General features: G+C 49.7%; 14 protein-coding genes, 2 tRNA genes, 1 rRNA gene and 1 pseudogene. 4 read left to right on the top strand and 14 right to left on the bottom strand.

Annotation, left to right across the window (positions count from 1 at the left end):
- Positions 1 to 258 precede the first annotated feature (258 nt).
- The 8 genes from EL309_RS06935 to EL309_RS06900 form a co-directional block, all read right to left on the bottom strand.
- Positions 259 to 334 (bottom strand) — tRNA-Ala (locus tag EL309_RS06935).
- Positions 335 to 364: 30 nt separating this feature from the next.
- A tRNA-Ile gene (locus EL309_RS06930) sits at positions 365 to 441 on the bottom strand.
- A gap of 80 nt (positions 442 to 521) precedes the next feature.
- Positions 522 to 2,062: ribosomal RNA gene (locus EL309_RS06925) — 16S ribosomal RNA — on the bottom strand.
- A gap of 454 nt (positions 2,063 to 2,516) precedes the next feature.
- On the bottom strand, positions 2,517 to 5,726 hold the full coding sequence (gene carB / locus EL309_RS06920; RefSeq protein WP_004282385.1) for a carbamoyl-phosphate synthase large subunit: 3,210 nt from the start codon (positions 5,724 to 5,726) through the stop codon (positions 2,517 to 2,519).
- A gap of 20 nt (positions 5,727 to 5,746) precedes the next feature.
- A complete protein-coding gene (locus EL309_RS06915; protein WP_004282386.1) occupies positions 5,747 to 6,613 on the bottom strand; it encodes a hypothetical protein in 867 nt (288 codons plus the stop codon).
- A gap of 368 nt (positions 6,614 to 6,981) precedes the next feature.
- Positions 6,982 to 7,503 (bottom strand): PhzF family phenazine biosynthesis protein, encoded by a 522-nt coding sequence (locus tag EL309_RS06910; protein WP_232014412.1) that lies wholly within the window; start codon positions 7,501 to 7,503, stop codon positions 6,982 to 6,984.
- A gap of 662 nt (positions 7,504 to 8,165) precedes the next feature.
- Positions 8,166 to 8,363 carry a hypothetical protein gene (locus EL309_RS06905; protein ID WP_004282390.1) on the bottom strand — a complete coding sequence of 66 codons (198 nt, stop codon included), beginning with the start codon at positions 8,361 to 8,363 and terminating at the stop codon, positions 8,166 to 8,168.
- A gap of 52 nt (positions 8,364 to 8,415) precedes the next feature.
- Positions 8,416 to 9,225, bottom strand: a complete 810-nt coding sequence (locus EL309_RS06900) for a DNA ligase (RefSeq protein WP_004282391.1) — start codon at positions 9,223 to 9,225, stop codon at positions 8,416 to 8,418.
- A gap of 75 nt (positions 9,226 to 9,300) precedes the next feature.
- Here EL309_RS06900 and EL309_RS06895 point away from each other — a divergent pair, with 75 nt between their 5' ends.
- Positions 9,301 to 9,939: an MBL fold metallo-hydrolase gene (locus tag EL309_RS06895; RefSeq protein ID WP_004282392.1), complete on the top strand. Its 639-nt coding sequence runs from the start codon at positions 9,301 to 9,303 to the stop codon at positions 9,937 to 9,939.
- A 141-nt stretch (positions 9,940 to 10,080) separates the two neighbouring features.
- The gene (locus EL309_RS06890; protein WP_004282393.1) at positions 10,081 to 11,250 is read left to right on the top strand and encodes an OmpA family protein; all 1,170 of its coding nucleotides are present in this window, start codon (positions 10,081 to 10,083) and stop codon (positions 11,248 to 11,250) included.
- A 213-nt stretch (positions 11,251 to 11,463) separates the two neighbouring features.
- Here EL309_RS06890 and EL309_RS06885 read toward each other — a convergent pair whose 3' ends face one another.
- Positions 11,464 to 12,747: an AmpG family muropeptide MFS transporter gene (locus EL309_RS06885; RefSeq protein WP_004282394.1), complete on the bottom strand. Its 1,284-nt coding sequence runs from the start codon at positions 12,745 to 12,747 to the stop codon at positions 11,464 to 11,466.
- A 206-nt stretch (positions 12,748 to 12,953) separates the two neighbouring features.
- Entirely contained in the window at positions 12,954 to 13,547 is a 594-nt protein-coding gene (locus EL309_RS06880) for a uracil-DNA glycosylase family protein (protein ID WP_004282395.1), read from the bottom strand.
- Positions 13,548 to 13,715: 168 nt separating this feature from the next.
- On the opposite strand from EL309_RS06880, the gene mmsB reads away from it, so the two are divergent.
- Positions 13,716 to 14,627 (top strand): 3-hydroxyisobutyrate dehydrogenase, encoded by a 912-nt coding sequence (gene mmsB / locus EL309_RS06875; RefSeq protein ID WP_004282396.1) that lies wholly within the window; start codon positions 13,716 to 13,718, stop codon positions 14,625 to 14,627.
- A gap of 469 nt (positions 14,628 to 15,096) precedes the next feature.
- On the opposite strand, the gene EL309_RS06870 is transcribed toward mmsB, so the two are convergent.
- The 3 genes from EL309_RS06870 to EL309_RS06860 form a co-directional block, all read right to left on the bottom strand.
- Entirely contained in the window at positions 15,097 to 16,596 is a 1,500-nt protein-coding gene (locus tag EL309_RS06870; RefSeq protein ID WP_004282397.1) for a CoA-acylating methylmalonate-semialdehyde dehydrogenase, read from the bottom strand.
- Positions 16,597 to 16,667: 71 nt separating this feature from the next.
- Complete coding sequence (locus EL309_RS06865) at positions 16,668 to 17,825, bottom strand: iron-containing alcohol dehydrogenase (protein WP_004282398.1); 1,158 nt, start codon at positions 17,823 to 17,825, stop codon at positions 16,668 to 16,670.
- 40 nt (positions 17,826 to 17,865) lie between these two features.
- The gene (locus EL309_RS06860; RefSeq protein WP_004282399.1) at positions 17,866 to 19,257 is read right to left on the bottom strand and encodes a GntP family permease; all 1,392 of its coding nucleotides are present in this window, start codon (positions 19,255 to 19,257) and stop codon (positions 17,866 to 17,868) included.
- Positions 19,258 to 19,568: 311 nt separating this feature from the next.
- Between EL309_RS06860 and EL309_RS06855 the strand changes: the two genes are divergently transcribed.
- Positions 19,569 to 20,345: an IclR family transcriptional regulator gene (locus EL309_RS06855; protein WP_004282400.1), complete on the top strand. Its 777-nt coding sequence runs from the start codon at positions 19,569 to 19,571 to the stop codon at positions 20,343 to 20,345.
- 128 nt (positions 20,346 to 20,473) lie between these two features.
- Here the strand turns inward: EL309_RS06855 and rhuM are convergent.
- Positions 20,474 to 21,039 (bottom strand): annotated as a pseudogene (gene rhuM, locus EL309_RS06850) (RhuM family protein); the annotation flags it as partial.
- Positions 21,040 to 21,047 lie beyond the last annotated feature (8 nt).

The following is a 21,047-nucleotide window of genomic DNA, read 5'->3' as shown; positions in this document are numbered from 1 at the left end:
GTTCGTTTACTCCCTACTATTTAAAGTAGTAAGTAATCTGTTGCATCAGCTTACTTACAGGGTAAACCAACATTTTCTTTGTTTGTTGATTTCGGCTTTCCAATTTGTTAAAGATCGTATGCTTAGAAGATTTTTTTCTTCACTTCGCAAATCAAAACGAGCTAGCTATTATAGCACTTGACTTGTTAAAGTCAATAAACTTGTTAAGTATACTTTACTTAATATACTTAACCAGCCAACTTGTTTTGATTTGGGAAGTGGTGGAGGCAAACGGGATCGAACCGATGACCCCCTGCTTGCAAAGCAGGTGCTCTACCAACTGAGCTATGCCCCCATTGTAGATGGCTCAACCTAACCTGTCGTTTGGTGGGTCTGGGAGGACTTGAACCTCCGACCCCACGCTTATCAAGCGTGTGCTCTAACCAGCTGAGCTACAAACCCAAGGCCTTTGTTTTCTTCCTTGCTTCTTTAAATACAGTTTACCGATAAGTGTGAGTACAACCAAACCTCTTTTTCTCTAGAAAGGAGGTGATCCAGCCGCAGGTTCCCCTACGGCTACCTTGTTACGACTTCACCCCAGTCATGAAGCATACCGTGGTAAGCGGGCTCCTTGCGGTTACCCTACCTACTTCTGGTATCCCCCACTCCCATGGTGTGACGGGCGGTGTGTACAAGACCCGGGAACGTATTCACCGCAGTATGCTGACCTGCGATTACTAGCGATTCCGACTTCATGCACTCGAGTTGCAGAGTGCAATCCGGACTACGATCGGTTTTGTGAGATTGGCTCCACCTCGCGGCTTGGCTACCCTCTGTACCGACCATTGTATGACGTGTGAAGCCCTGGTCATAAGGGCCATGAGGACTTGACGTCATCCCCACCTTCCTCCGGTTTGTCACCGGCAGTCTCATTAGAGTGCCCAACTTAATGATGGCAACTAATGACAAGGGTTGCGCTCGTTGCGGGACTTAACCCAACATCTCACGACACGAGCTGACGACAGCCATGCAGCACCTGTGTTACGGCTCCCGAAGGCACTCCTCCGTCTCCGGAGGATTCCGTACATGTCAAGACCAGGTAAGGTTCTTCGCGTTGCATCGAATTAATCCACATCATCCACCGCTTGTGCGGGTCCCCGTCAATTCCTTTGAGTTTTAATCTTGCGACCGTACTCCCCAGGCGGTCAATTTCACGCGTTAGCTACGCTACTAAGCAATCAAGTTGCCCAACAGCTAATTGACATCGTTTAGGGCGTGGACTACCAGGGTATCTAATCCTGTTTGCTACCCACGCTTTCGAGCATGAACGTCAGTATTATCCCAGGGGGCTGCCTTCGCCATCGGTATTCCTCCACATCTCTACGCATTTCACTGCTACACGTGGAATTCTACCCCCCTCTGACATACTCTAGTCACCCAGTTCAGAACGCAGTTCCCAGGTTGAGCCCGGGGATTTCACATCCTGCTTAAGTAACCGTCTGCGCTCGCTTTACGCCCAGTAATTCCGATTAACGCTCGCACCCTACGTATTACCGCGGCTGCTGGCACGTAGTTAGCCGGTGCTTATTCTTCAGGTACCGTCATCAGTCATGGATATTAGCCACAACCTTTTCTTCCCTGACAAAAGTCCTTTACAACCCGAAGGCCTTCTTCAGACACGCGGCATGGCTGGATCAGGCTTGCGCCCATTGTCCAAAATTCCCCACTGCTGCCTCCCGTAGGAGTCTGGGCCGTGTCTCAGTCCCAGTGTGGCGGATCATCCTCTCAGACCCGCTACTGATCGTCGCCTTGGTAGGCCTTTACCCCACCAACTAGCTAATCAGATATTGGCCGCTCGAATAACGCAAGGCCCGAAGGTCCCCTGCTTTCCTCCTCAGAGCGTATGCGGTATTAGCTTACCTTTCGGCAAGTTATCCCCCATTACTCGGTACGTTCCAATATATTACTCACCCGTTCGCCACTCGCCACCCAAGAAGCAAGCTTCTCTGTGCTGCCGTCCGACTTGCATGTGTAAAGCATGCCGCCAGCGTTCAATCTGAGCCAGGATCAAACTCTTATGTTCAATCTCTAACTTTTTAACTTCTGGTCTGCTTCAAAGAAACCGACAAAAATTTTATCTTGTCTGTTTTTGTCGCAGTGTGAGGCTCAATTGCACTCACACTTATCGGTAATCTGTTTGTTAAAGAGCGGAGCAGAATTATACACCACCAAAACATCTTGTCAATACCCGGCCTCAAAAAACTTAAAACCAATCATCAACTGTGGTATAATCTTCTGTTCTTTTTGCTTCACCGCGTCAGCAGCGAAGAACCGAACTATACGCCAACAAAAAACAATCGTCAACCAAAAAACTAACAAAAATACTAAAAATCAGACAAACCCCTATTTATTATCGGTTTTTATTTCAAAAGATTTTACAAAGCTTGTCCAAAACTAAAAACAAAACACAAAACTAAAAAGGCCGCCTGAATTTTCAGACGGCCTTTTTTCCTTACATATCTATTAATACCAAACCATTATTTACGCAAACGGCTATGTAACTCTTGAACACTGTAAACGCTGATGTTGTTTAAGCTCTTCACACCTTCACTCATCGCTTCACCGCCCGCAACCGTTGTATATTGGGGCACTCGCTGGGTTAAAGCGCTGCGGCGGATAGAATGGCTGTCTGCAACGGCTTGAGGATTACTCACAACCGTATTTACCACCATTGCAATCTCACCGTTTTTGATTGCATCAACGATATGCGGGCGTCCTTCCAATACTTTGTTGACCACTTGGACAGTCACACCTTGTTCTTTCAGATAAGCTGCCGTGCCTCTGGTGGCGCATACACCATACCCCAAAGCTTGGAAGTTTTGTGCCGTTTTCACTACCAAAGGTTTATCTTCATCTTTTACTGCCAAGAAGACTTTACCTGTCGCAGGCATACGCTCTCCGGCACCCAATTGGGCTTTCAAATAAGCTTCACCGAATGTTTCTGCCACACCCATTACTTCACCGGTTGAGCGCATTTCCGGACCTAGAATGGTATCTACACCGGGGAATTTAATGAATGGGAATACCGCTTCTTTTACAGCGTAGAAGTCCGGAATCACTTCTTTTTCAACGCCTTGCTCTTTCAGGCTGATGCCCGCCATGCAACGTGCGCCGATTTTAGCCAAAGGCACGCTGGTAGCTTTAGAAACAAACGGCACGGTACGCGACGCGCGCGGGTTCACTTCCAGCACGAACACCACGCCGTCTTGCACGGCAAATTGTACGTTCATCAAACCGACTACGTTCAGTGCGTAAGCCATCGCTTTGGTTTGGCGGCGAATTTCGTCTTGAATGTCTTCGGAGAGCGAGTATGGAGGCAGCGAACAGCCAGAATCGCCCGAGTGGATACCGGCCTGCTCAACGTGCTGCATAATGCCGCCGATCACAACATCTTTACCGTCAGACACACAATCCACATCAACCTCAATGGCATTATTCAAGAAGAAGTCCAGCAACACCGGGCTGTCTTCCGATACCTGAACCGCTTCGCGCATATAGGTTTTCAATTGGTCTTGACTGTGAACCACTTGCATTGCACGACCACCCAACACATAAGACGGGCGCACCACCAGCGGATAGCCGATTTCTTCGGCCAAACGCAGTGCTTCTTCTTCGTTGCGCGCGGTGCGGTTGGGCGGTTGGCGCAGGCCGAGGTCGTTGAGCACTTTTTGGAAGCGTTCGCGGTCTTCGGCGGCGTCAATCGAATCGGCGGACGTGCCGATGATGTTCACGCCGTTTTCCACCAAAGCATTGGCGAGTTTCAGCGGGGTTTGGCCGCCGTAGTGCACAATCACGCCCCACGGATTTTCGGTGCGCACGATTTCCAGCACGTCTTCCAGAGTAAGTGGCTCGAAGTAGAGGCGGTCGGAAGTATCGAAGTCGGTGGACACGGTTTCGGGGTTGCAGTTCACCATAATGGTTTCAAACCCCGATTCACGCAGCGCCAGCGCGGCGTGCACGCAGCAATAGTCGAACTCGATACCTTGACCGATGCGGTTGGGGCCGCCGCCGAGAATCATCACTTTGCGTTTTTCAGACGGCCTCGCTTCGCATTCCTCTTCGTAAGTGGAATAGAGGTAAGCAGTATCCGTTGCAAACTCTGCCGCACAAGTATCGACACGCTTATAAACCGGGTGCAGATTCAGACTGTAACGGTGCTCGCGAACAGCTTTTTCGCTCACATTCAACAATTGAGACAGGCGTTTATCTGAGAAGCCTTTTCGTTTCAGACGGCGTAAATCAGCATAACCCAAAGCCTGTAACGTACCTGCCGCAACCGCCTGCTCTTCTTTAACCAAGTCTTCAATTTGCGCCAAGAACCACGGATCAATCGCGCAAATTTCGTGGATCTCTTCCTTGCTGAATCCTGCGCGGAATGCATCAGCAACAAACAACATTCTTTCAGGCCCCGGATTCGCCAATTCACGGCGGATTTCCGCAGCGTCCTGAGTACGCGGATTAAAGCCGCACAAACCGGTTTCCAAACCGCGCAGGGCTTTCTGCATCGATTCCTGAATCGTGCGGCCCATCGCCATCACTTCGCCCACCGATTTCATTTGCGTGGTCAGGCGGTCGTCGGCAGCGGGGAATTTCTCAAACGCAAAACGCGGGATTTTCGTTACCACATAGTCAATCGAAGGCTCGAAAGACGCGGGCGTGCGGCCGCCGGTGATGTCGTTGCGCAATTCGTCCAACGTGAAGCCCACCGCCAGTTTCGCCGCCACTTTCGCAATCGGAAAGCCCGTGGCTTTGGAAGCCAGCGCCGAAGAACGGCTCACGCGCGGGTTCATCTCAATCACAATCATCTCGCCGTTTTCAGGGTTGATGGCAAACTGCACGTTCGAGCCGCCCGTGTCCACGCCGATTTCGCGCAGCACCGCCAGCGAAGCATTGCGCATGATTTGGTATTCTTTGTCGGTGAGCGTTTGCGCGGGCGCAACCGTAATCGAGTCGCCGGTATGCACGCCCATCGGGTCGAAGTTTTCAATGGAGCAGATGATGATGCAGTTGTCGTTTTTATCGCGCACCACCTCCATTTCGTACTCTTTCCAACCGAGCACCGATTGCTCGATCAGCAATTCATGCGTGGGCGAAGCATCGAAACCGCGTTCGCAAATCGCCAAAAACTCGTCTTTATTGTAGGCAATACCGCCGCCCGAACCACCCATGGTAAACGACGGGCGGATCAGCGTGGGAAAGCCCACCTGCTCTTGCGCCGCCAGCGCTTCGTTCATGGTGTGGCACACAAAAGATTTCGGGCAGGAAAGGCCGATTTTCTCCATCGCCTCTTTAAAGCGGCCGCGGTCTTCCGCCTTATCAATCGCGTCTTCCGTTGCGCCGATTAACTCGACGTTATATTTCGCCAGCACACCGTTGCGCGCCAAATCCAGCGCACAGTTCAGCGCCGTTTGGCCGCCCATGGTCGGCAGCACCGCATCGGGGCGCTCTTTGGCGATAATCTTTTCCACCGTCTGCCACATAATCGGCTCGATATAGGTAACATCGGCCATTTCAGGGTCGGTCATAATCGTGGCGGGGTTGGAATTGACGAGAATGACTTTATAGCCCTCCTCGCGTAAAGCCTTACACGCTTGCGCGCCGGAATAGTCAAACTCGCAGGCCTGGCCGATCACAATGGGGCCGGCGCCGATGATAAGAATGGATTTTAGGTCGGTACGTTTGGGCATGTTTTTCGCTTTCTAAATTATTAACCAAAGAGTTTGACAGATGCTAATACAATTTTTTTATTAAACCTATTTTTACCTCTCTCATCAAAGAGCTTTTTAACAAAGAGCTTTTTAATAAGCAAACTATGTAATTTTCTAGAAAATTTATTTGGAGATAAACGCCAATACCAGCGAGCCTCTTCAATTAATGTTTTTATGTCTAAAGTAAGATTATTAGAATATAATTTCATAAAATCAATGGTATATTCTTCAATAATTGGATAAAGATGCTCATCGTTATTGTCATCTTTAATCAATAAAAAACTTGTTTCAGGTCGTGGATTTGTAGGGGATAAAGAAATGATTGAAATTTGGTTAGGTTTTGGCATTTTTAATTTATTAATTTCCTCTACATAGATAGCATTACCACTACTATGTTCTTTCATAAAATGTACACGCCTTTTACCTTCACCTGCATACAAAATACCAAAACTATCTAACCACCAATATACTGCTCGATTAGGAGTCGGTTTTTTACCATATTTATTCGGTTTTGTACTATATTCATGAATAAGCTCTTTAATAAGCTCTTTTTTCTTATTGCAGTCTAAATGATCCAACTTATTGTTATTGCTATAATTTCGACCTACGACATAACAAGGATTTACATAACCAGAAAAGGTTTGCATTGTTCCTACTTGTTCATTTAAATATTCACCTATAAAAGGGAATCTTAACTTAATAAATCCGTATGGTTCCTCGGCATATGTTTTATCTTCTAAATCTGAATCTTGATTATCTTTTAAATTGGAAAGTTCACGTGCTTTGCGTTTTATTTCATCAGATATTTCAGGCATTGGAATAGCATCTGTTTCAGTTTTAATAATCGTTAAATTATCAATCTTCATAATTTACTCTCTCTTTAGCAAACGTAGGTTGGATACTTGAATCCGACAAAATCAATTGTAAGTCTACCCCAAACATTTTTTCTTTACGGTACATCCCTATCTGTCGGATTCAAGCATCCGACCTATACCCGAGTAATCTTAAAGCAAACATACTCTGCAAATCTCAATTGCCGTGCATGTGCTTTTGCCATAGCAAGCCGTAGGTCGGATACTCGTATCCGACAAACCATTTAAGGCCGTCTGAACTAATTTTCTTTACAGCACATTTCCCTATTCTGTCGGATTCAAGAATCCGACCTACATCTGAATAATTTAAAAAAACCAACCTTAAACATGGCAAATATATCACCGGTAAAATATTTTACAGATTAACGCGGCAGCTTGAACACGCCGCGCCCGACTTCCACCACGCGCCCGCCCACATAGATATTTTCGGCTTCGTCCACGCGCAAACTGAGGCGGTTGGGGCGGCCGGTTTGGTCGCCTTGCCGAACGCTGCGCTTAAGTGGAAAGGTGCCGCGCGAAAGGTAGTAGGCACCGAGATTGGCACAAGCGGAACCGGTGCCGTTGTCTTCTAAAATAGTGCCGTTTTGTGCGTAAAACATCCGCGCCTGAACGGTGTCGTCTTGTTCGTGCCACAGGTAAATCATGGTGCGCCCCGAATCTGCGCGGCAAACGGCATTGAGTTTGGCGTAGTCGATACGGGCGTTTTCCAGCGCGGCGGCGGTATAAACTTGCAGCAAAAGTTGCGGCGAACCGCTGTCGAGCCAGTAAGCGTGTTCGGCGATTTGCGCTTCGCAAATGCCTGTGGCTTCGGCCAATTCTACACGGGAAGCGCTTGAAAGGCGGCAGCAAGCGTAGCCTGCGTGTAGGGTGTGTGGCGTAGCCACGCACGCGTTTTTTATTCCTACTGAAAATGTTAACCACCGCGTGCGTGCCGTTGGCACACACCCTACTGATTTTTATTAAGGCCGTCTGAATTTTCAGCAAGCCGTAGGTCGGATACTCGTATCCGACAAACCCTCTAAGGCCGTCTGAACTATTTTTCCTTGCCGTGCATTTTCTTAATTGTCGGATTCAAGAATCCGACCCACAACAGGGCAATCTTAAGTACGCGTTTTTTATTTCTACTGCACGCCTCGACAACTGCGTACATGCCGTTTGACACACACCCTACTGATTGTCGGTTAAGGCCGTCTGAAAAATAATCTGTGCGGTTGGGCTTAATATTCGGGTTATCTTTCGCACAACTGATATTTTACGGAAAATTATTTTAATGAAAGGCCGTCTGAATTTTCAGACGGCCCTTTGTTATCCATTCGCTGTGTGCGTTTTTATCCGATTTTATTATTATCGGCCAGTCGGGATTATACGCTATTTGCCGACATTTGATTACACTAAATCGTATGATTTTTACGTTTGGTATGCTGAAAACGGATTCGTGCATCTTCTTGCAGCCGGTTCAAATGTTTTTTTCGGCTTACGGTTTTTAGTGCTGCGTAAGGCCGTCTGAAATTTTCAGACGGCCTCCCTGCTTTCAATATGTCTATCTTCAACGGCCAAACAGATTGGCAATCATTTCTATCTGTTCGTCGGTATAAGCGGGTTGGCCCAAGCGGGCGGATACGGCCCATTCCCCGCTGAGTTGGTGTTGTGCGGAGGTTTCGCGCCATGCTTCGAGCTTGGCTTCGTCTGATGCTTGCTGCGGTAAGGGCCGGACTTTGACGGTTTGTTTGGGCGGGGTTTTCATCTTTATTTCATTTCTTGAAAACGGGGAGGCTGTTTTTTCAGACGGCCTCGTGTTAATCGGTTCGGCGGCGCAGGTAGGTGGCGAAACGCGGCGTGCCTTTTTGTGTGAAACCGCGGTATTGATAGGTAATGGTGCTGCCTATGGGCGGCGGGTTGCTGCGGTCTGCGTCTTTGAAACCGCTGCCGATTCGGAATTCGCCGTATTGGTTTTTGCAGCTGATTGCGCCGAGTTTGCCTGTGTATTTGCCTTTGCCTTCGTGATGTCGGGTAACGGTGCATTCTGCGTCGTGTGCGGTTTTCATTTTCAGCAAGGTGCTGCTTCTGCCGCTTTGGTAAACGGAATCGGGATGGCGCAGCATAATGCCTTCTCCGCCTTGTGCTTCGGTTTGTTTGAGAAACTGTTTGGCGTGCCCGGTATCGCGTGCGGGTATCTGCCTGATTATGGTAATGGGGGCTTGGGGGTGTTTATCCAACCATGTTTGCAGTTTATTTAAACGGCGGTATAGGTTTCCTTCGGCTTTGGGTACGTCAAACACATGCAGGCGGATGGTTGACCAGTCTCCTGCTTTGCTGCGGACGGCGGCTGAAATCTGTTCGAATGCGCCGCGGCGGCTGAACAGTTCTCCGTCCAACGGATACGGGGGAAAGTGTCGTGTGTAACCCGCCGGCGGGGTAAAGGGATAACCTTGCCTGCTGATTAATTGTTTCCCGTCCCAATAGGCGCGGACGCCGTCAAGTTTTTCGCTCATCGCCCAACCGCGTATATCTTGGTTTTCATACTCTTTTGCCAATATGAGATCGGGCGGTGCGGCGCTGCTTAGAGACGTGAAAAACACCAGCCAAACGGGTATGATAGCTTTCATTTTATTTCCCCTTGTAATAAAAATAAGCACTTAAGATATTATTACAGGCCGTCTGAAAAATAAAGGAACACAATTATGGCTTTACAGCTGCAAATTATGGCGGTTACTCCGTTCCGCCAAAACTGCTGCCTGATTTGGGACGATGAAACCCGTGAGGCGGTGTTAACCGACTTGGGCGGGGATGTCGGTTTTATCTTGGAAGAAATTGCCAAACGCGACTTAAAGTTGACGGCTATTTGGTTGACGCACGGTCATTTGGATCATGCCGGCGGCGTGGTTGAAATGCGCGGCCATCATGCAGTGCCGGTGCTGGGGCCGCATGAAGACGATTTGTTTTTGTTGGAACAGCTGCCGACGATTACGGCGCAATACGGTTTTCCGGTTTCGCCTGCGTTTGTACCGGATCAATGGCTGAAAGAGGGCGACAGTCTAACCGTCGGCGCGTATCGGTTTGAGGTATTACATATCCCCGGCCATACGCCCGGGCATGTGGTTTTCTACTGCCAAACGGCTGATTTATTGATTGCCGGCGATGTATTGTTTTATGAAACCATCGGCCGGACGGATTTCCCGCGCGGCAATCATGAACACTTGATTAATAATATCCGAAGTAAGTTGTTGATTTTACCCGAAGACACCGCTGTTGTTGCCGGTCACGGCAGAATGACGACAATTGGACACGAAAAACGACACAATTCGTTTATATGCGATTAGCATTCTGTAAAAGTTGTTTAAGTTTTTTATGGATCGGCCGAAAGCCGTAGGCTGCAAGGTAAGATGAAGTACGCCCTACTTGCAAATCATTACTGTTTGCAGGGCTTCATGAAAACTTAACTACAATGAAGGAGCTTAAGCATGTCTCTAGATTTAGGTCATCTTCTGCAAGCCCAGCTGGGTAATGTGCTGAATCGTTTTGTTACCGCGCACGGAGAATCTGCCGAAGGCAGCGCCAAAGCCACAGGTTTGGCGATTCCGGCCGTGATTGCCGGTTTGGTGAAACACATCAGCGGCAATCCGGCCAATGCAGGCAGTTTGTTCGACTTGGTAAAAGGTTCGACCGGACACACTTTGGACGGTGCGGTCGAGCAAGCCGAAAGCGGCCACAACATCAACGGTCTGATTGATTTGGGCGAAAACCTGCTGCCCAATCTGTTCGGCAGCAAAGCATCCAACGTAGCCGATCAAATTGCCGTAGAAAGCGGCATTTCCAAAGCATCGGCAGGTTCGTTGCTGTCATTGGCTTTGCCTTTGGTGCTGTCCGGTCTGCGTGGCGAAGCACAGAAAAACGATTTGAACAAAGCGCAGCTTTTGGGTCTGCTGGGTCAGCAACAAGGCTGGCTGTCGCAAGTTTTGAGCGGCAATATGCTGTCTGCTTTGGGCATCAGCAGCTTAAGCGGCCTGTTCGGCGGTTTAACCGGCTTGCTGGGCGGTGCCGGTGCGGCAACGGCTGCAACAGCGGCAACGGCGGCCGCAGCCTCAAGCGGCTCAGGCTTGGGCAAATGGATTGCACTGGCTTTGGCCGCAGCAGTAGGCTTCTTCGCCTTTAAGAGCTGCAGCACCGGCCAACCGAAAGTAGAGCCGGCGCCGGCTCAGGAAGCGGCTGCCCCTGCCGAAGCACCTGCTTCAGAAACCGTTGCCCCTGCCGCAGCGGTTGAACCTGAAGCCGAACCGGCCGTCGCCCTGAATCCGGATACCGCACTGGTAACCTATGAAGACGGCGTTGCCAAATTCTACTTTGCCACTGCGAAGAAAGATGTGGCTGACGGTGCAGAAATGATTGTGGCCGACGTGATTGCCGCAGGTAAAGAAGGCAAAAAACTCGTTGTCAGCGGTTTTGCCGACAGCACGGGCAATGCCGCCGCCAATGCGGAATTGTCCAAACAACGCGCCCAAGCTGTTAAAGCTTTCTTCGAAGCACAAGGCGTGGACGCTACCAACATCGAATTGCGCAAACCGGAAAGCACAACCGGCGCCATCGGCAACGATGTTGAAGGCCGCCGCGTTGAAGTAAGAGTCGAAGGCTAAGCCGATATTCCCTTAACTTAAATATCCGAAGGCCGTCTGAAAATTCAGACGGCCTTTTTGTATAAACCTTATTTAAAAACGTTTGTAAGTTTGATGGTGTTTTCAAATATCGAAAACCGCCGTTTTAAAACAGAACCGAAAACGAAACAACGCCCATCTTAAAGATCAGAAGGCCGTCTGAAAATTCAGACGGCCTTTATTCACCGACAATATTTAAGAAGCCGTTTCCTGAACCTTATCCCCGTTCCACGGCGCCACCTTAAACAGCAGCAACATACCCGGCACGGCAAGGAAAAAGCACAACCAGAAAAAGTTGACATATCCCAGCCACTCAATCAGATAGCCCGTTGTCGCATTCATAAACGTACGCGGCACGGCAGACAAACTGGTAAACAAAGCCAACTGTGTCGCCGTAAAAGCAGGATTGGTTTCACGCGCCATATATGCCACATATGCCGCCGTACCCAAACCGATACCCACCGCTTCCGCACCGATCACACCGCCCAACATCCAACGCTCGGTTGCCGTAATCGTTTCAAAATGACCGAACCCCGCCAGCCAAACAAAGCCCAAAATCGTTACGATCTGCACCAGTCCGAACAACCATAAAGCCTTATTAATCCCCAGCTTCAACATCCAAACGCCGCCGATAATCCCGAAAATCACCATAGGCCAAAGCCCCGCATTTTTCGCAATCAAACCGATATCGGTATTGCTATACCCCATATCCAAATAAAACGGCGTAGCCAATGCAGTGGCCATACTGTCGCCCAATTTATATAAGAAAATAAACAGCAACACCCAAATAGCATGTCTCGTCCCCTTACGGTTGAAAAACTCCGTAAAAGGCTCAACCACCGTCTGCTTAAAAGTTTTCGGCACCGCAGGCGGCAAATCCGGCTCGTGCGCCAAAAACAACGTCATCACCAAACCCGGAATCATAAACAGCGACGTAATCAGAAACACATTATGCCAAGACATCAAGTCCGACAAAATCAGCGACAGCGAACCCGGAACCAAAGCCGCAATCCGATACGCATTCACATGAATCGCATTACCCAAGCCCAGCTCGTTATCCGTCAAAATCTCCCGGCGGTAAGCGTCCAACACAATATCCTGGCTGGCAGAAAAAAACGCCACCACCAACGATAAAGCCATAATCACCGGAATATGCTGCTGCGGATTCAAAAACGCATAAGCCGCCAAGCTCAACAACAAACCAATCTGCGTCACCAACATCCAACCGCGCCGCCGCCCCAAAAACGGCAGTTTCACCGCATCCATAATCGGCGACCAAACAAACTTCCAAGTAAACGGCAAGCCGATCAGAGCAAACAAACCGATGGTTTTCAAATCAATCTGCTCACTACGCAACCACGCCGGAATCAGATTAATCAAAAAATACAGCGGCAAGCCCGAAGTAAAACCCGTAAAAATACAAATCAGCATACGGCGCGAAAACACCTGCCGCAACACACTTGATTCACTAGAAGACATAAATATTCCCGAAAGAGGCCGTCTGAAAAACAGACGGCATATTCAATAAAACGGCACAAAGCAAAATCAAATAACCATAACCAACTATAAATTAAAAGATTTTCACTTAAAGCAAACAATAAAAAAGCCTGCCGCTTATTGTAACAACAAGTATGCAAGGCCGTCTGAAAAAAGCAGCGTCTCTCTCCAATCTTTACCCGAATCCACTACAACAAACCCACCTCCGCAAAAAACCGCCCGTACACCTCCGCCTTCCTTTCCAAAGCCAAAGGATACGCCCGCGAAGAAGACGGCATACGGTAAAGCCGCAGCACACGCCCGCAATATTCCGCTTCCGCAAACCCGCCGATTTTCGGCTTGTCCGTTTCAGACGGCATCAAAGACAACAACGTATCCGTCGCCAACTCCCCCGTGGTCATCACCGTTTGACAAAGCGGCATCTCCGCCAACAATCCCTGCAAATCCACCGGCTCGACAATCTGCAAAAACTTATCCGAAGCATTGCCCTGCAAGCGGATTACCTTATGCGCCGTATCGCTGATGGCAATGCCTTTATCCGCCAAAAATGCCCGCAACGGCTTTTCTTTAAACGCTTTCCCGCCTGCTTCGACAAAATAATCCTTATCGCCGAAAAACACCAAACCGAAAATCCGCCACATATCGTTTTGAAAATTCGGATAATAAAAATCCATCTTCCAACGCGCCTGCGGCGGCGGGAACGAGCCGAGCATCAAGAGCTTGGCATTGGCAGGCGTGAAAGGGGGCAAGGGGTGGGTTTCGATTAACAGATGTTCATCCATGGTTTTCAGACAGGCATTCTCAAAAGGGCTCCACTATAAACAATAAACCACTTAAATTCCAACCTCATCATTTTTCATGATGAAATGCATAAAATAATACAATTTGTATCAAATAGCGGAAATTTGCTATGTTTAAAGTGGCAAAATTCGTAAGCAAAGGAGAAAACCATGTCTGAAAAAATCAAAATCGCGTTTATCGGCTTGGGCAATATGGGCGCACCGATGGCGGCCAATCTGGTAAAAAAAGGGTTTGACGTAACCGTGTTTGATTTGAACCAAGATGCGGTTGCCAATCTGGTTGCCCAAGGCGCAAACCAAATCGACAGCCTGTCTGAATTACCAGAAAACACGCAGCTGGTTATCAGTATGTTGCCGGCAGGCGCGCATGTGCGCAATGTATACCTGGGCGAACAGGATAACGGATTGTTCTATAAATTGGCCTCGGGCAGCCTGGTAATCGATTGCAGTACCATCGCCGCCACCGACGCGCGCGAACTGGCCGAAGCGGCCGCCAAACACGGCATTGCCTTTTTGGATGCGCCCGTATCCGGCGGAACGGCAGGAGCGGCAGCCGGCACCTTAAGCTTTATTGTGGGCGGCAGCGCCGAAGATTTCAAGCGCGCCAAACCCGTGCTTGAAGCCATGGGCAAAAATATTTTCCACGCAGGCGGCCACGGCGCGGGGCAGGTAGCCAAGATTTGCAACAATATGCTGCTCGGCATTTTAATGGCCGGCACGTCCGAAGCCATCGCGCTGGGTGTGAAAAACGGCTTGGATGCGAAAGTGTTGTCCGACATCATGTCGAAAAGCTCCGGCGGCAACTGGGTGCTGAATGTATACAACCCTTATCCGGGCGTGATGGAAAACGCACCCGCCGGCCGCGGCTATCAAAACGGCTTCATGGCCGCCTTAATGCTGAAAGACCTAAACCTCGCCCGCTCGCTGGCAGAGTCTTGCGGCAGCGACACACCGATGGGCGAACAGGCGTTGGCGCAATACAACCGCTTCGTCGAAACCCACGAAGGCCAGTTGGACTTTTCCGCCATTATTGATTTATACGAGCCGGGTTTGGTGAAATGATTTAAGGTGCATCAACCACAATGAATGCCTGTCTGAAAATGGGTTTCAGACAGGCATTGTGTTGTAGCAACTATGACAAACTAATTTAAAATTCGACATGGCAGCACGTGCTTTTTACTTGTCTGTTTCATGCTGTTCAAGATTGCGCTTCATGGCCGCGCGGCCACCTACTTTCTTTGCTTCGCCAAAGAAAGTAGGCAAAGAAAGGCGGCCGCGGTTGCCGGTTTGCTACGCAAACTGCCCTCACTGCGCATGCTTTTCGGGGCGGCCGCTAGTCGCTGCGCTCCGGTAGCGGCCTTACTCCCCCGAAAATCCTGCTCCGTTCGGCGGCGCCAACGGAGAAGCGGACGTAGCCAAGATTACTGAAACTCGAAATGCAGGTCAGACCCAAGTATGACTACATAACAAATATGCCTGTCTGAAAAACAAATTTCAGACAGGCATATTCAAACCGTTTTAAGCTTAAATCTTAACCCAGCGTCGGCATTGAGAATACCGCACCTTCGCGTACTTCCGAAGTCGGCCAGCGTTGGGTGATGGTTTTTCTGCGGGTGTAGAAGCGCGCACCGTCGCGGCCGTAAGCGCCTAAATCGCCGAAGCTCGATTGTTTCCAGCCGCCGAAGCTGTGGTAAGCCACCGGCACAGGCAGCGGGATGTTGATGCCGACCATGCCGACCAAAATGTTGTCGGCAAAGTAGCGGGCAGCTTCACCGTCGCGGGTGTAGATGCAGGTGCCGTTGCCGTAGATATGTTTGTTAATCAAATCCATGGCTTCCTGCATGGTTTTCACACGCACCACCTGCAGCACAGGGCCGAAAATTTCTTCCTGATAGCTGGTCATCTCCGGGGTAACGTGATCAATCAACGTACCGCCCAGATAGAAACCGTTTTCATAACCCGGCACGGACGGGTTGCGCCCGTCCACCACGATGGTTGCGCCCTGCTCTGCCGCACTGGCGATGTAGCCTTCCACTTTTGCTTTGTGCGCGGCGGTAATCAAAGGGCCGAAATGGTTGCCGGCATCGGAAAACGGGCCGACTTTCATGTTTTTCATGCCTTCTTTGATGCCCGCCACCATGCGGTCGGCAATTTCGTCGCCCACCGCCACGGCTACCGATAAAGCCATGCAGCGCTCGCCCGACGAACCGAATGCGGCGCCAAGCAGCGAATTCACCACATTGTCCAAATCCGCATCCGGCATCACGATGGCATGGTTTTTCGCGCCGCCCAAAGCCTGGCAGCGTTTGCCGTGCGCTGTGGCGGTGCTGTAAATATATTTGGCAATCGGGGTGGAACCGACAAAACTGATGGCTTGAACGCGCTCGTCGGTCAGCAGCGTATCCACGGCTTCTTTATCGCCGTTTATCACGTTCAGCACGCCGTCAGGCAAACCTGCCTGCTGCAACAGCTGCGCCAAAAAGAGGCCTACGCTCGGATCACGTTCAGAGGGCTTCAATACGAAAGTATTGCCGCACACAATCGCCAGCGGAAACATCCACAAAGGCACCATAGCCGGGAAGTTGAACGGGGTAATGCCCGCCACTACGCCCAAAGGCTGGAAATCACACCACGAATCGATATCGGGGCCTACGTTTTTGCTGAAGTCACCTTTCAAAAATTCGGGCGCGCCGCAAGCGTATTCCACATTTTCAATGCCGCGCTGCAATTCGCCCGCCGCATCATGCGAAATTTTGCCGTGCTCCGAGCCGATCAGCTCGCAGATTTTGTCGCGGTTTTGCTCCAGCAGCTCTTTGTATTTGAACATAATGCGGGCGCGCTTCATAACCGGTGTTTGCCGCCACGCGGGGAACGCGGCTTGTGCGGCTGCGATGGCTTCTTCAACCGTGGCTTTGGAAGCCAGCGCCACCTGTTTGCTTACCTCTCCTGTGGAAGGGTTATACACATCTTGGGTGCGCGCTTTGTCTTCAATGATTTTTCCGTTGATAAAATGACCGATGATTTGGCTCATGTTGTTTCTCCTGGTTTAAAGTTTCGGTATATCCATACCGTTTCAATTCATAAAAATAAAGGTCTACCCGGCTACCATAGCTGGCGGTAGATGGCGATAATCTCTTCTTTTTCGGGTACGCGCGGGTTATTACCGGGCGAACCGGAAGCCAAAGCCTGCTCGGCCATGGTTTCCACCACTTTGTCGAACTCGGCTTTCTCCACACCGAACTGCGCCAAAGTGGGCACATTCAATTCACGGTTTAAAGCCACCAATCCCTCAAGCAGCTTCCGGTTGGCCGTGTCCGTATCGTCATCATGCGAAGCGAATCCGGCCGCACGGGCGCATTCGGCATAGCGTTCCGGCGCGGCAGGCACGGAATAGGCGGTAACGGCAGGCAGCAACATGGCATTGGACAAGCCGTGCGGCACATGGAAAAACGCACCTATCGGCCTGCTCATGCCGTGTACCAACGCAACCGACGCATTGGAAAACGCAATGCCCGCCAGAGTCGAACCCAGCATCATGGCTTCGCGCGCGGCAAGTTCGCTGCCGTTGTGGTACACCTTGCGCAAATTGCCGCCGATCAGTCTCATGGCAGCCAAAGCCTGCACGTCGCTATACGGATTGGCTTTTTTGCTCACATAAGCTTCGATGGCATGGGTAAGCGCGTCGATGCCGGTGTCGGCGGTGGTACGCTGCGGCACGCTCACAGTCAGCTCGTAGTCAATCACTGCTGCCGTGGGCATAAATCCCAAGCCGACGCACAACAGTTTTTCGCTGGTGGCTTCATCCGTGATGATGGTAAAGCGCGTGCATTCCGAGCCTGTTCCCGCCGTAGTGGGCACAGCAATCAGCGGCAGGCCGTGTTCGTTCACTTGGCGCGGAAATTTGTATTCGCGTATATTGCCGCCGAACTTACCCAACACGGCAATGGCTTTGGCACTGTCGATCGGGCTGCCGCCGCCTAAAGCGATAATGATGTCGTAATTACCGTTTTTTACTTTTTCCACACCCGCCTCAATCGAAGAATCGGTAGGCTCGGGCACGGTATCGTCGTAAATATCGGCTTTAAGGCCGTCTGAATTCAAAATATCGCAAACTCGTTGCACATAGCCGAGCTGAACCATCATTTTATCGGTTACGATCAAAGGCTTGCTGCAATCTAAAGTTTTTACCAGCTCAGGCAGCTTTTCGCAGGCGTGCCTGCCGATGTGCATAAAACGGGGTAATACAACTTGTGCGGACATAATTCCTCCTATTTATCTTCCGTCTTTTTTCAGACAGGCATTAAAACGAACCGAATAGGGTGCCCAGCCCAACCACGGCAGCCAAAGCAATCAACGGCACAATCACGGCAACCACCAAAATATCCAAATAAGATTCCCTGTGTGTCAAACCGCAAATCGCCAGCATGGTAATCACAGCGCCGTTGTGCGGCAGCGCGTCCAAACCGCCTGATGCAATTGATGCCACACGGTGCATCAGCTCGAGTGAAGTGCCGGTTTGGTTCGCCATCTGCACATAGGTTTCGCCCATCGCGCTGAGTGCGATACTCATGCCGCCGGAAGCAGAGCCGGTAATACCTGCCATCACGTTCACCACAACCGCTTCGGAAATCAAAGGATTATCCGGAGAAAGCCCGATCATAAAATCACGCAGGATGATAAAGCCCGCCAAAGTGGCAATTACCGAGCCGTAACCCACTTCGGATGCCGTGTTGAAAATCGGTAGCAATGAACCCATCGCACCGTCATTGAGCGACTTTTTCAAGTTGCGCCAATATTTCATGTTGGCAAAAATCAGAAACACACATCCCGCCACCAAAGCCGCGATAATCGCCCACAAGCCGACCACCGAATTCAGGGAAACGCCCCCGAATTTTTTATCGGCCAAATAAGCCGTATCCATCGCGGGGAAAATAAACTTGGTTAACGCGTAGTTCAACGCAATTACCACAATAATCGGTACCAGCGCTTTGGCCAAACCCGGCAAATGCTTGAAATCCTGCTCTTTTACATGGCTGTCGTGGTGATTGCCGTAGCCCTCGCCCGCTTCCGCCGCATGCTTGAGGCGGCGGTTGAGCCACATCATGCCGAAAATAAACATAATCACTCCGGCAATCACACCCAAACCCGGAGATGCAAACGCATCAGTTTGGAAATAAGGAATCGGAATGGCATTCTGAATAGAAGGCGTACCCGGCAGGGCGGTCATCGTGAATGTGAGCGCACCCACGGCAATCGCCCCGGGAATCAAACGTTTGGGAATATCAATCTCACGGAACAAAGCCGCCGCAATCGGGTACACGGCAAAAGTCACCACAAACACCGACACCCCGCCGTAAGTCAAAATAGCCGAAGCCAACACAATCGACAGCAAAGCTTTCTGTTTGCCCAATTTATCCACCAACGTATGTGCGATACTGTGCGCCGCACCGGAATCCTCCATCAATTTGCCGAAAATCGCGCCCAATAGAAAAATCGGGAAAAACTTAATCGCAAATCCCCCCATACCCTGCATAAAAACCTGCGTGTACGTACCCAAAAGCTCATTCGAAGGCGCACTAAACAACACCGCCAACATTGCCAACAAAGGCGCCAAAATCAACACGCTCACACCCCTGTAGGCCAATACCATCAAAAGCACGAGTGAAAGCACAATGCCTGTCAAACTCAACATAATCGGTTTCTCCTTCCATTTCCCATTTATCGGGCCGGCTGCACCAAAAGCTTATTACCCATCGGCTGCCGGCTTATTCTTATTGCTGCGGATTTTCTGCATCAATTTTTGATATAAATTTTACTAATTTGAAACAATTTGTATCGTTTTAAACAGATTATAGAAACAGAAAAGCTTAGGATAAAATCATAATTTCTAATGTTTACAATCAGAATAAGTTATATATAATTGATTTTGAGCGTTTTAGATTCATAAATCAGCTTATGTCACAACAGCTTATCTTTAATGATTTCAAATAGAAGGAAAGAAAATTGGACACGTCTTCCGGCAGAGGTTCATCCATCACACGGGTTTTGGAAATTATCGAAGCAGTGGCCGCCGCAGACCGCCCGCCCACACCGCAAGATTTGATTCAAGATTTGGATATCCCCAAACCCAGCCTGCACCGCCTGCTCAAACTGCTGGAAAGCGAGCAATTTATCCAAACCGATTTGCAAGGCGGCATCGTGCCCGGCATCCGCTCATTAAGATTGAGCGTCAACATTTGGCAAAGCAAACACCATCAAGCGGAACGGATAGCAATTTTAGGCACGCTTTCCGCTAAAATCGGCGAAACCTGCGGCATCAGCGTGCCCAACGGCAACTGTATGTCTTATACCGACCGCGTACAAACCAACTGGCCGCTACAAGTTTACCTACCCAGCGGCACACAAGTACCGCTGTATTGCACGGCCGGCGGCAAGCTCTACCTTAGCTCCCTGCCCGCATTAAAACGAAAACGGCTGATCGAACACATGCAACCCACCCGCATGACACAAAACACACTCACCGACCCCACAGCCTTAGAACAAGCCATAAAAAAAATCGGCAAAACCGACATCGGCTTTGACGATGAAGAATTCATTTCCGGCATGGTCGGCTGCTCCGTACCCGTGCTTGATGCCGACGGCCAATTTATCGCCGCCCTATACACCCACGCCCCCACCATACGCAAAAGCCTTGATGACCTACTCTCTTTCGTTCCCGATATGAAAGCAGCCTCGGAAGAAATCAGCAAACTCTTGTTTCAAGAACCTAAATCCGCTTAGTTTGAAAACGATAAATGCCTGTCTGAAAAGATTTCAGACAGGCATTTGTTAAACTACTTAATCCCCGATACAAAGCAGCAACGCCATGACAAACTTTAAGTTTGTTTGCGGCCTTCAGACTTTTTAGCTTACAGGCGCAATAATTCGGCGATGTCGCCCTCACGCTGCTCTTTGATTTGACGCTGTGCAGCCATATAGCGTTCGTATTCGGCTTCTGCTTTAGCATCGGCCTGTTTTTTACTGATTTTACCCGCACCTTGCAGCACTTCACGGTCGTTAAACGCTAAAAATTGATCCAGCTTTTCCGTCCAATCCTTTAAAAACACCTGCTTTTTTCTCTGTGCCTGATCTTCGGCAAAATCCAGCCACATAGTGACTATGCGGTTTAACTGGCTGATTTCTTTTTCGTTTAAATAGTTTTTGGCTGTTTTAATGTTTTTTTACGAACCACACCATCAGTAATATGTGTTAAGCCCATCAACGGCTTAGAGGCATCCGCACGCCGATAAACCAGCTCCACAGCAGTATACCCGGTCGCTGCAAAATGCAGCTTGTTTTGAATGGTTTTAAAAAATTGCGTGTTTTCTTTAAAGCTGGGCTGATAATCCGCAGCCAGCGCAAAAATCTCACGCACACGTAAATACACCCGCTTTTCGCTGGCGCGGATATCACGGATGCGTTCCAGTAATTCATCATTAGCCA

Origin of the sequence: Neisseria weaveri (assembly GCF_900638685.1) — a bacterium.
Classification (GTDB): domain Bacteria; phylum Pseudomonadota; class Gammaproteobacteria; order Burkholderiales; family Neisseriaceae; genus Neisseria; species Neisseria weaveri.
The sequence above is the reverse complement of the archived record's forward strand: the minus strand, read 5'-3'. Positions and strand labels throughout refer to the sequence as shown.

Coding starts and splice junctions, on each gene's coding strand:
- carB (WP_004282385.1), bottom strand. CDS start 5,726: ATGCCCAAACGTACCGACCTAAAATCCATTCTTATCATCGGCGCCGGC.
- EL309_RS06915 (WP_004282386.1), bottom strand. CDS start 6,613: ATGAAGATTGATAATTTAACGATTATTAAAACTGAAACAGATGCTATT.
- EL309_RS06905 (WP_004282390.1), bottom strand. CDS start 8,363: ATGAAAACCCCGCCCAAACAAACCGTCAAAGTCCGGCCCTTACCGCAG.
- EL309_RS06900 (WP_004282391.1), bottom strand. CDS start 9,225: ATGAAAGCTATCATACCCGTTTGGCTGGTGTTTTTCACGTCTCTAAGC.
- EL309_RS06895 (WP_004282392.1), top strand. CDS start 9,301: ATGGCTTTACAGCTGCAAATTATGGCGGTTACTCCGTTCCGCCAAAAC.
- EL309_RS06890 (WP_004282393.1), top strand. CDS start 10,081: ATGTCTCTAGATTTAGGTCATCTTCTGCAAGCCCAGCTGGGTAATGTG.
- EL309_RS06885 (WP_004282394.1), bottom strand. CDS start 12,747: ATGTCTTCTAGTGAATCAAGTGTGTTGCGGCAGGTGTTTTCGCGCCGT.
- EL309_RS06880 (WP_004282395.1), bottom strand. CDS start 13,547: ATGGATGAACATCTGTTAATCGAAACCCACCCCTTGCCCCCTTTCACG.
- mmsB (WP_004282396.1), top strand. CDS start 13,716: ATGTCTGAAAAAATCAAAATCGCGTTTATCGGCTTGGGCAATATGGGC.
- EL309_RS06870 (WP_004282397.1), bottom strand. CDS start 16,596: ATGAGCCAAATCATCGGTCATTTTATCAACGGAAAAATCATTGAAGAC.
- EL309_RS06865 (WP_004282398.1), bottom strand. CDS start 17,825: ATGTCCGCACAAGTTGTATTACCCCGTTTTATGCACATCGGCAGGCAC.
- EL309_RS06860 (WP_004282399.1), bottom strand. CDS start 19,257: ATGTTGAGTTTGACAGGCATTGTGCTTTCACTCGTGCTTTTGATGGTA.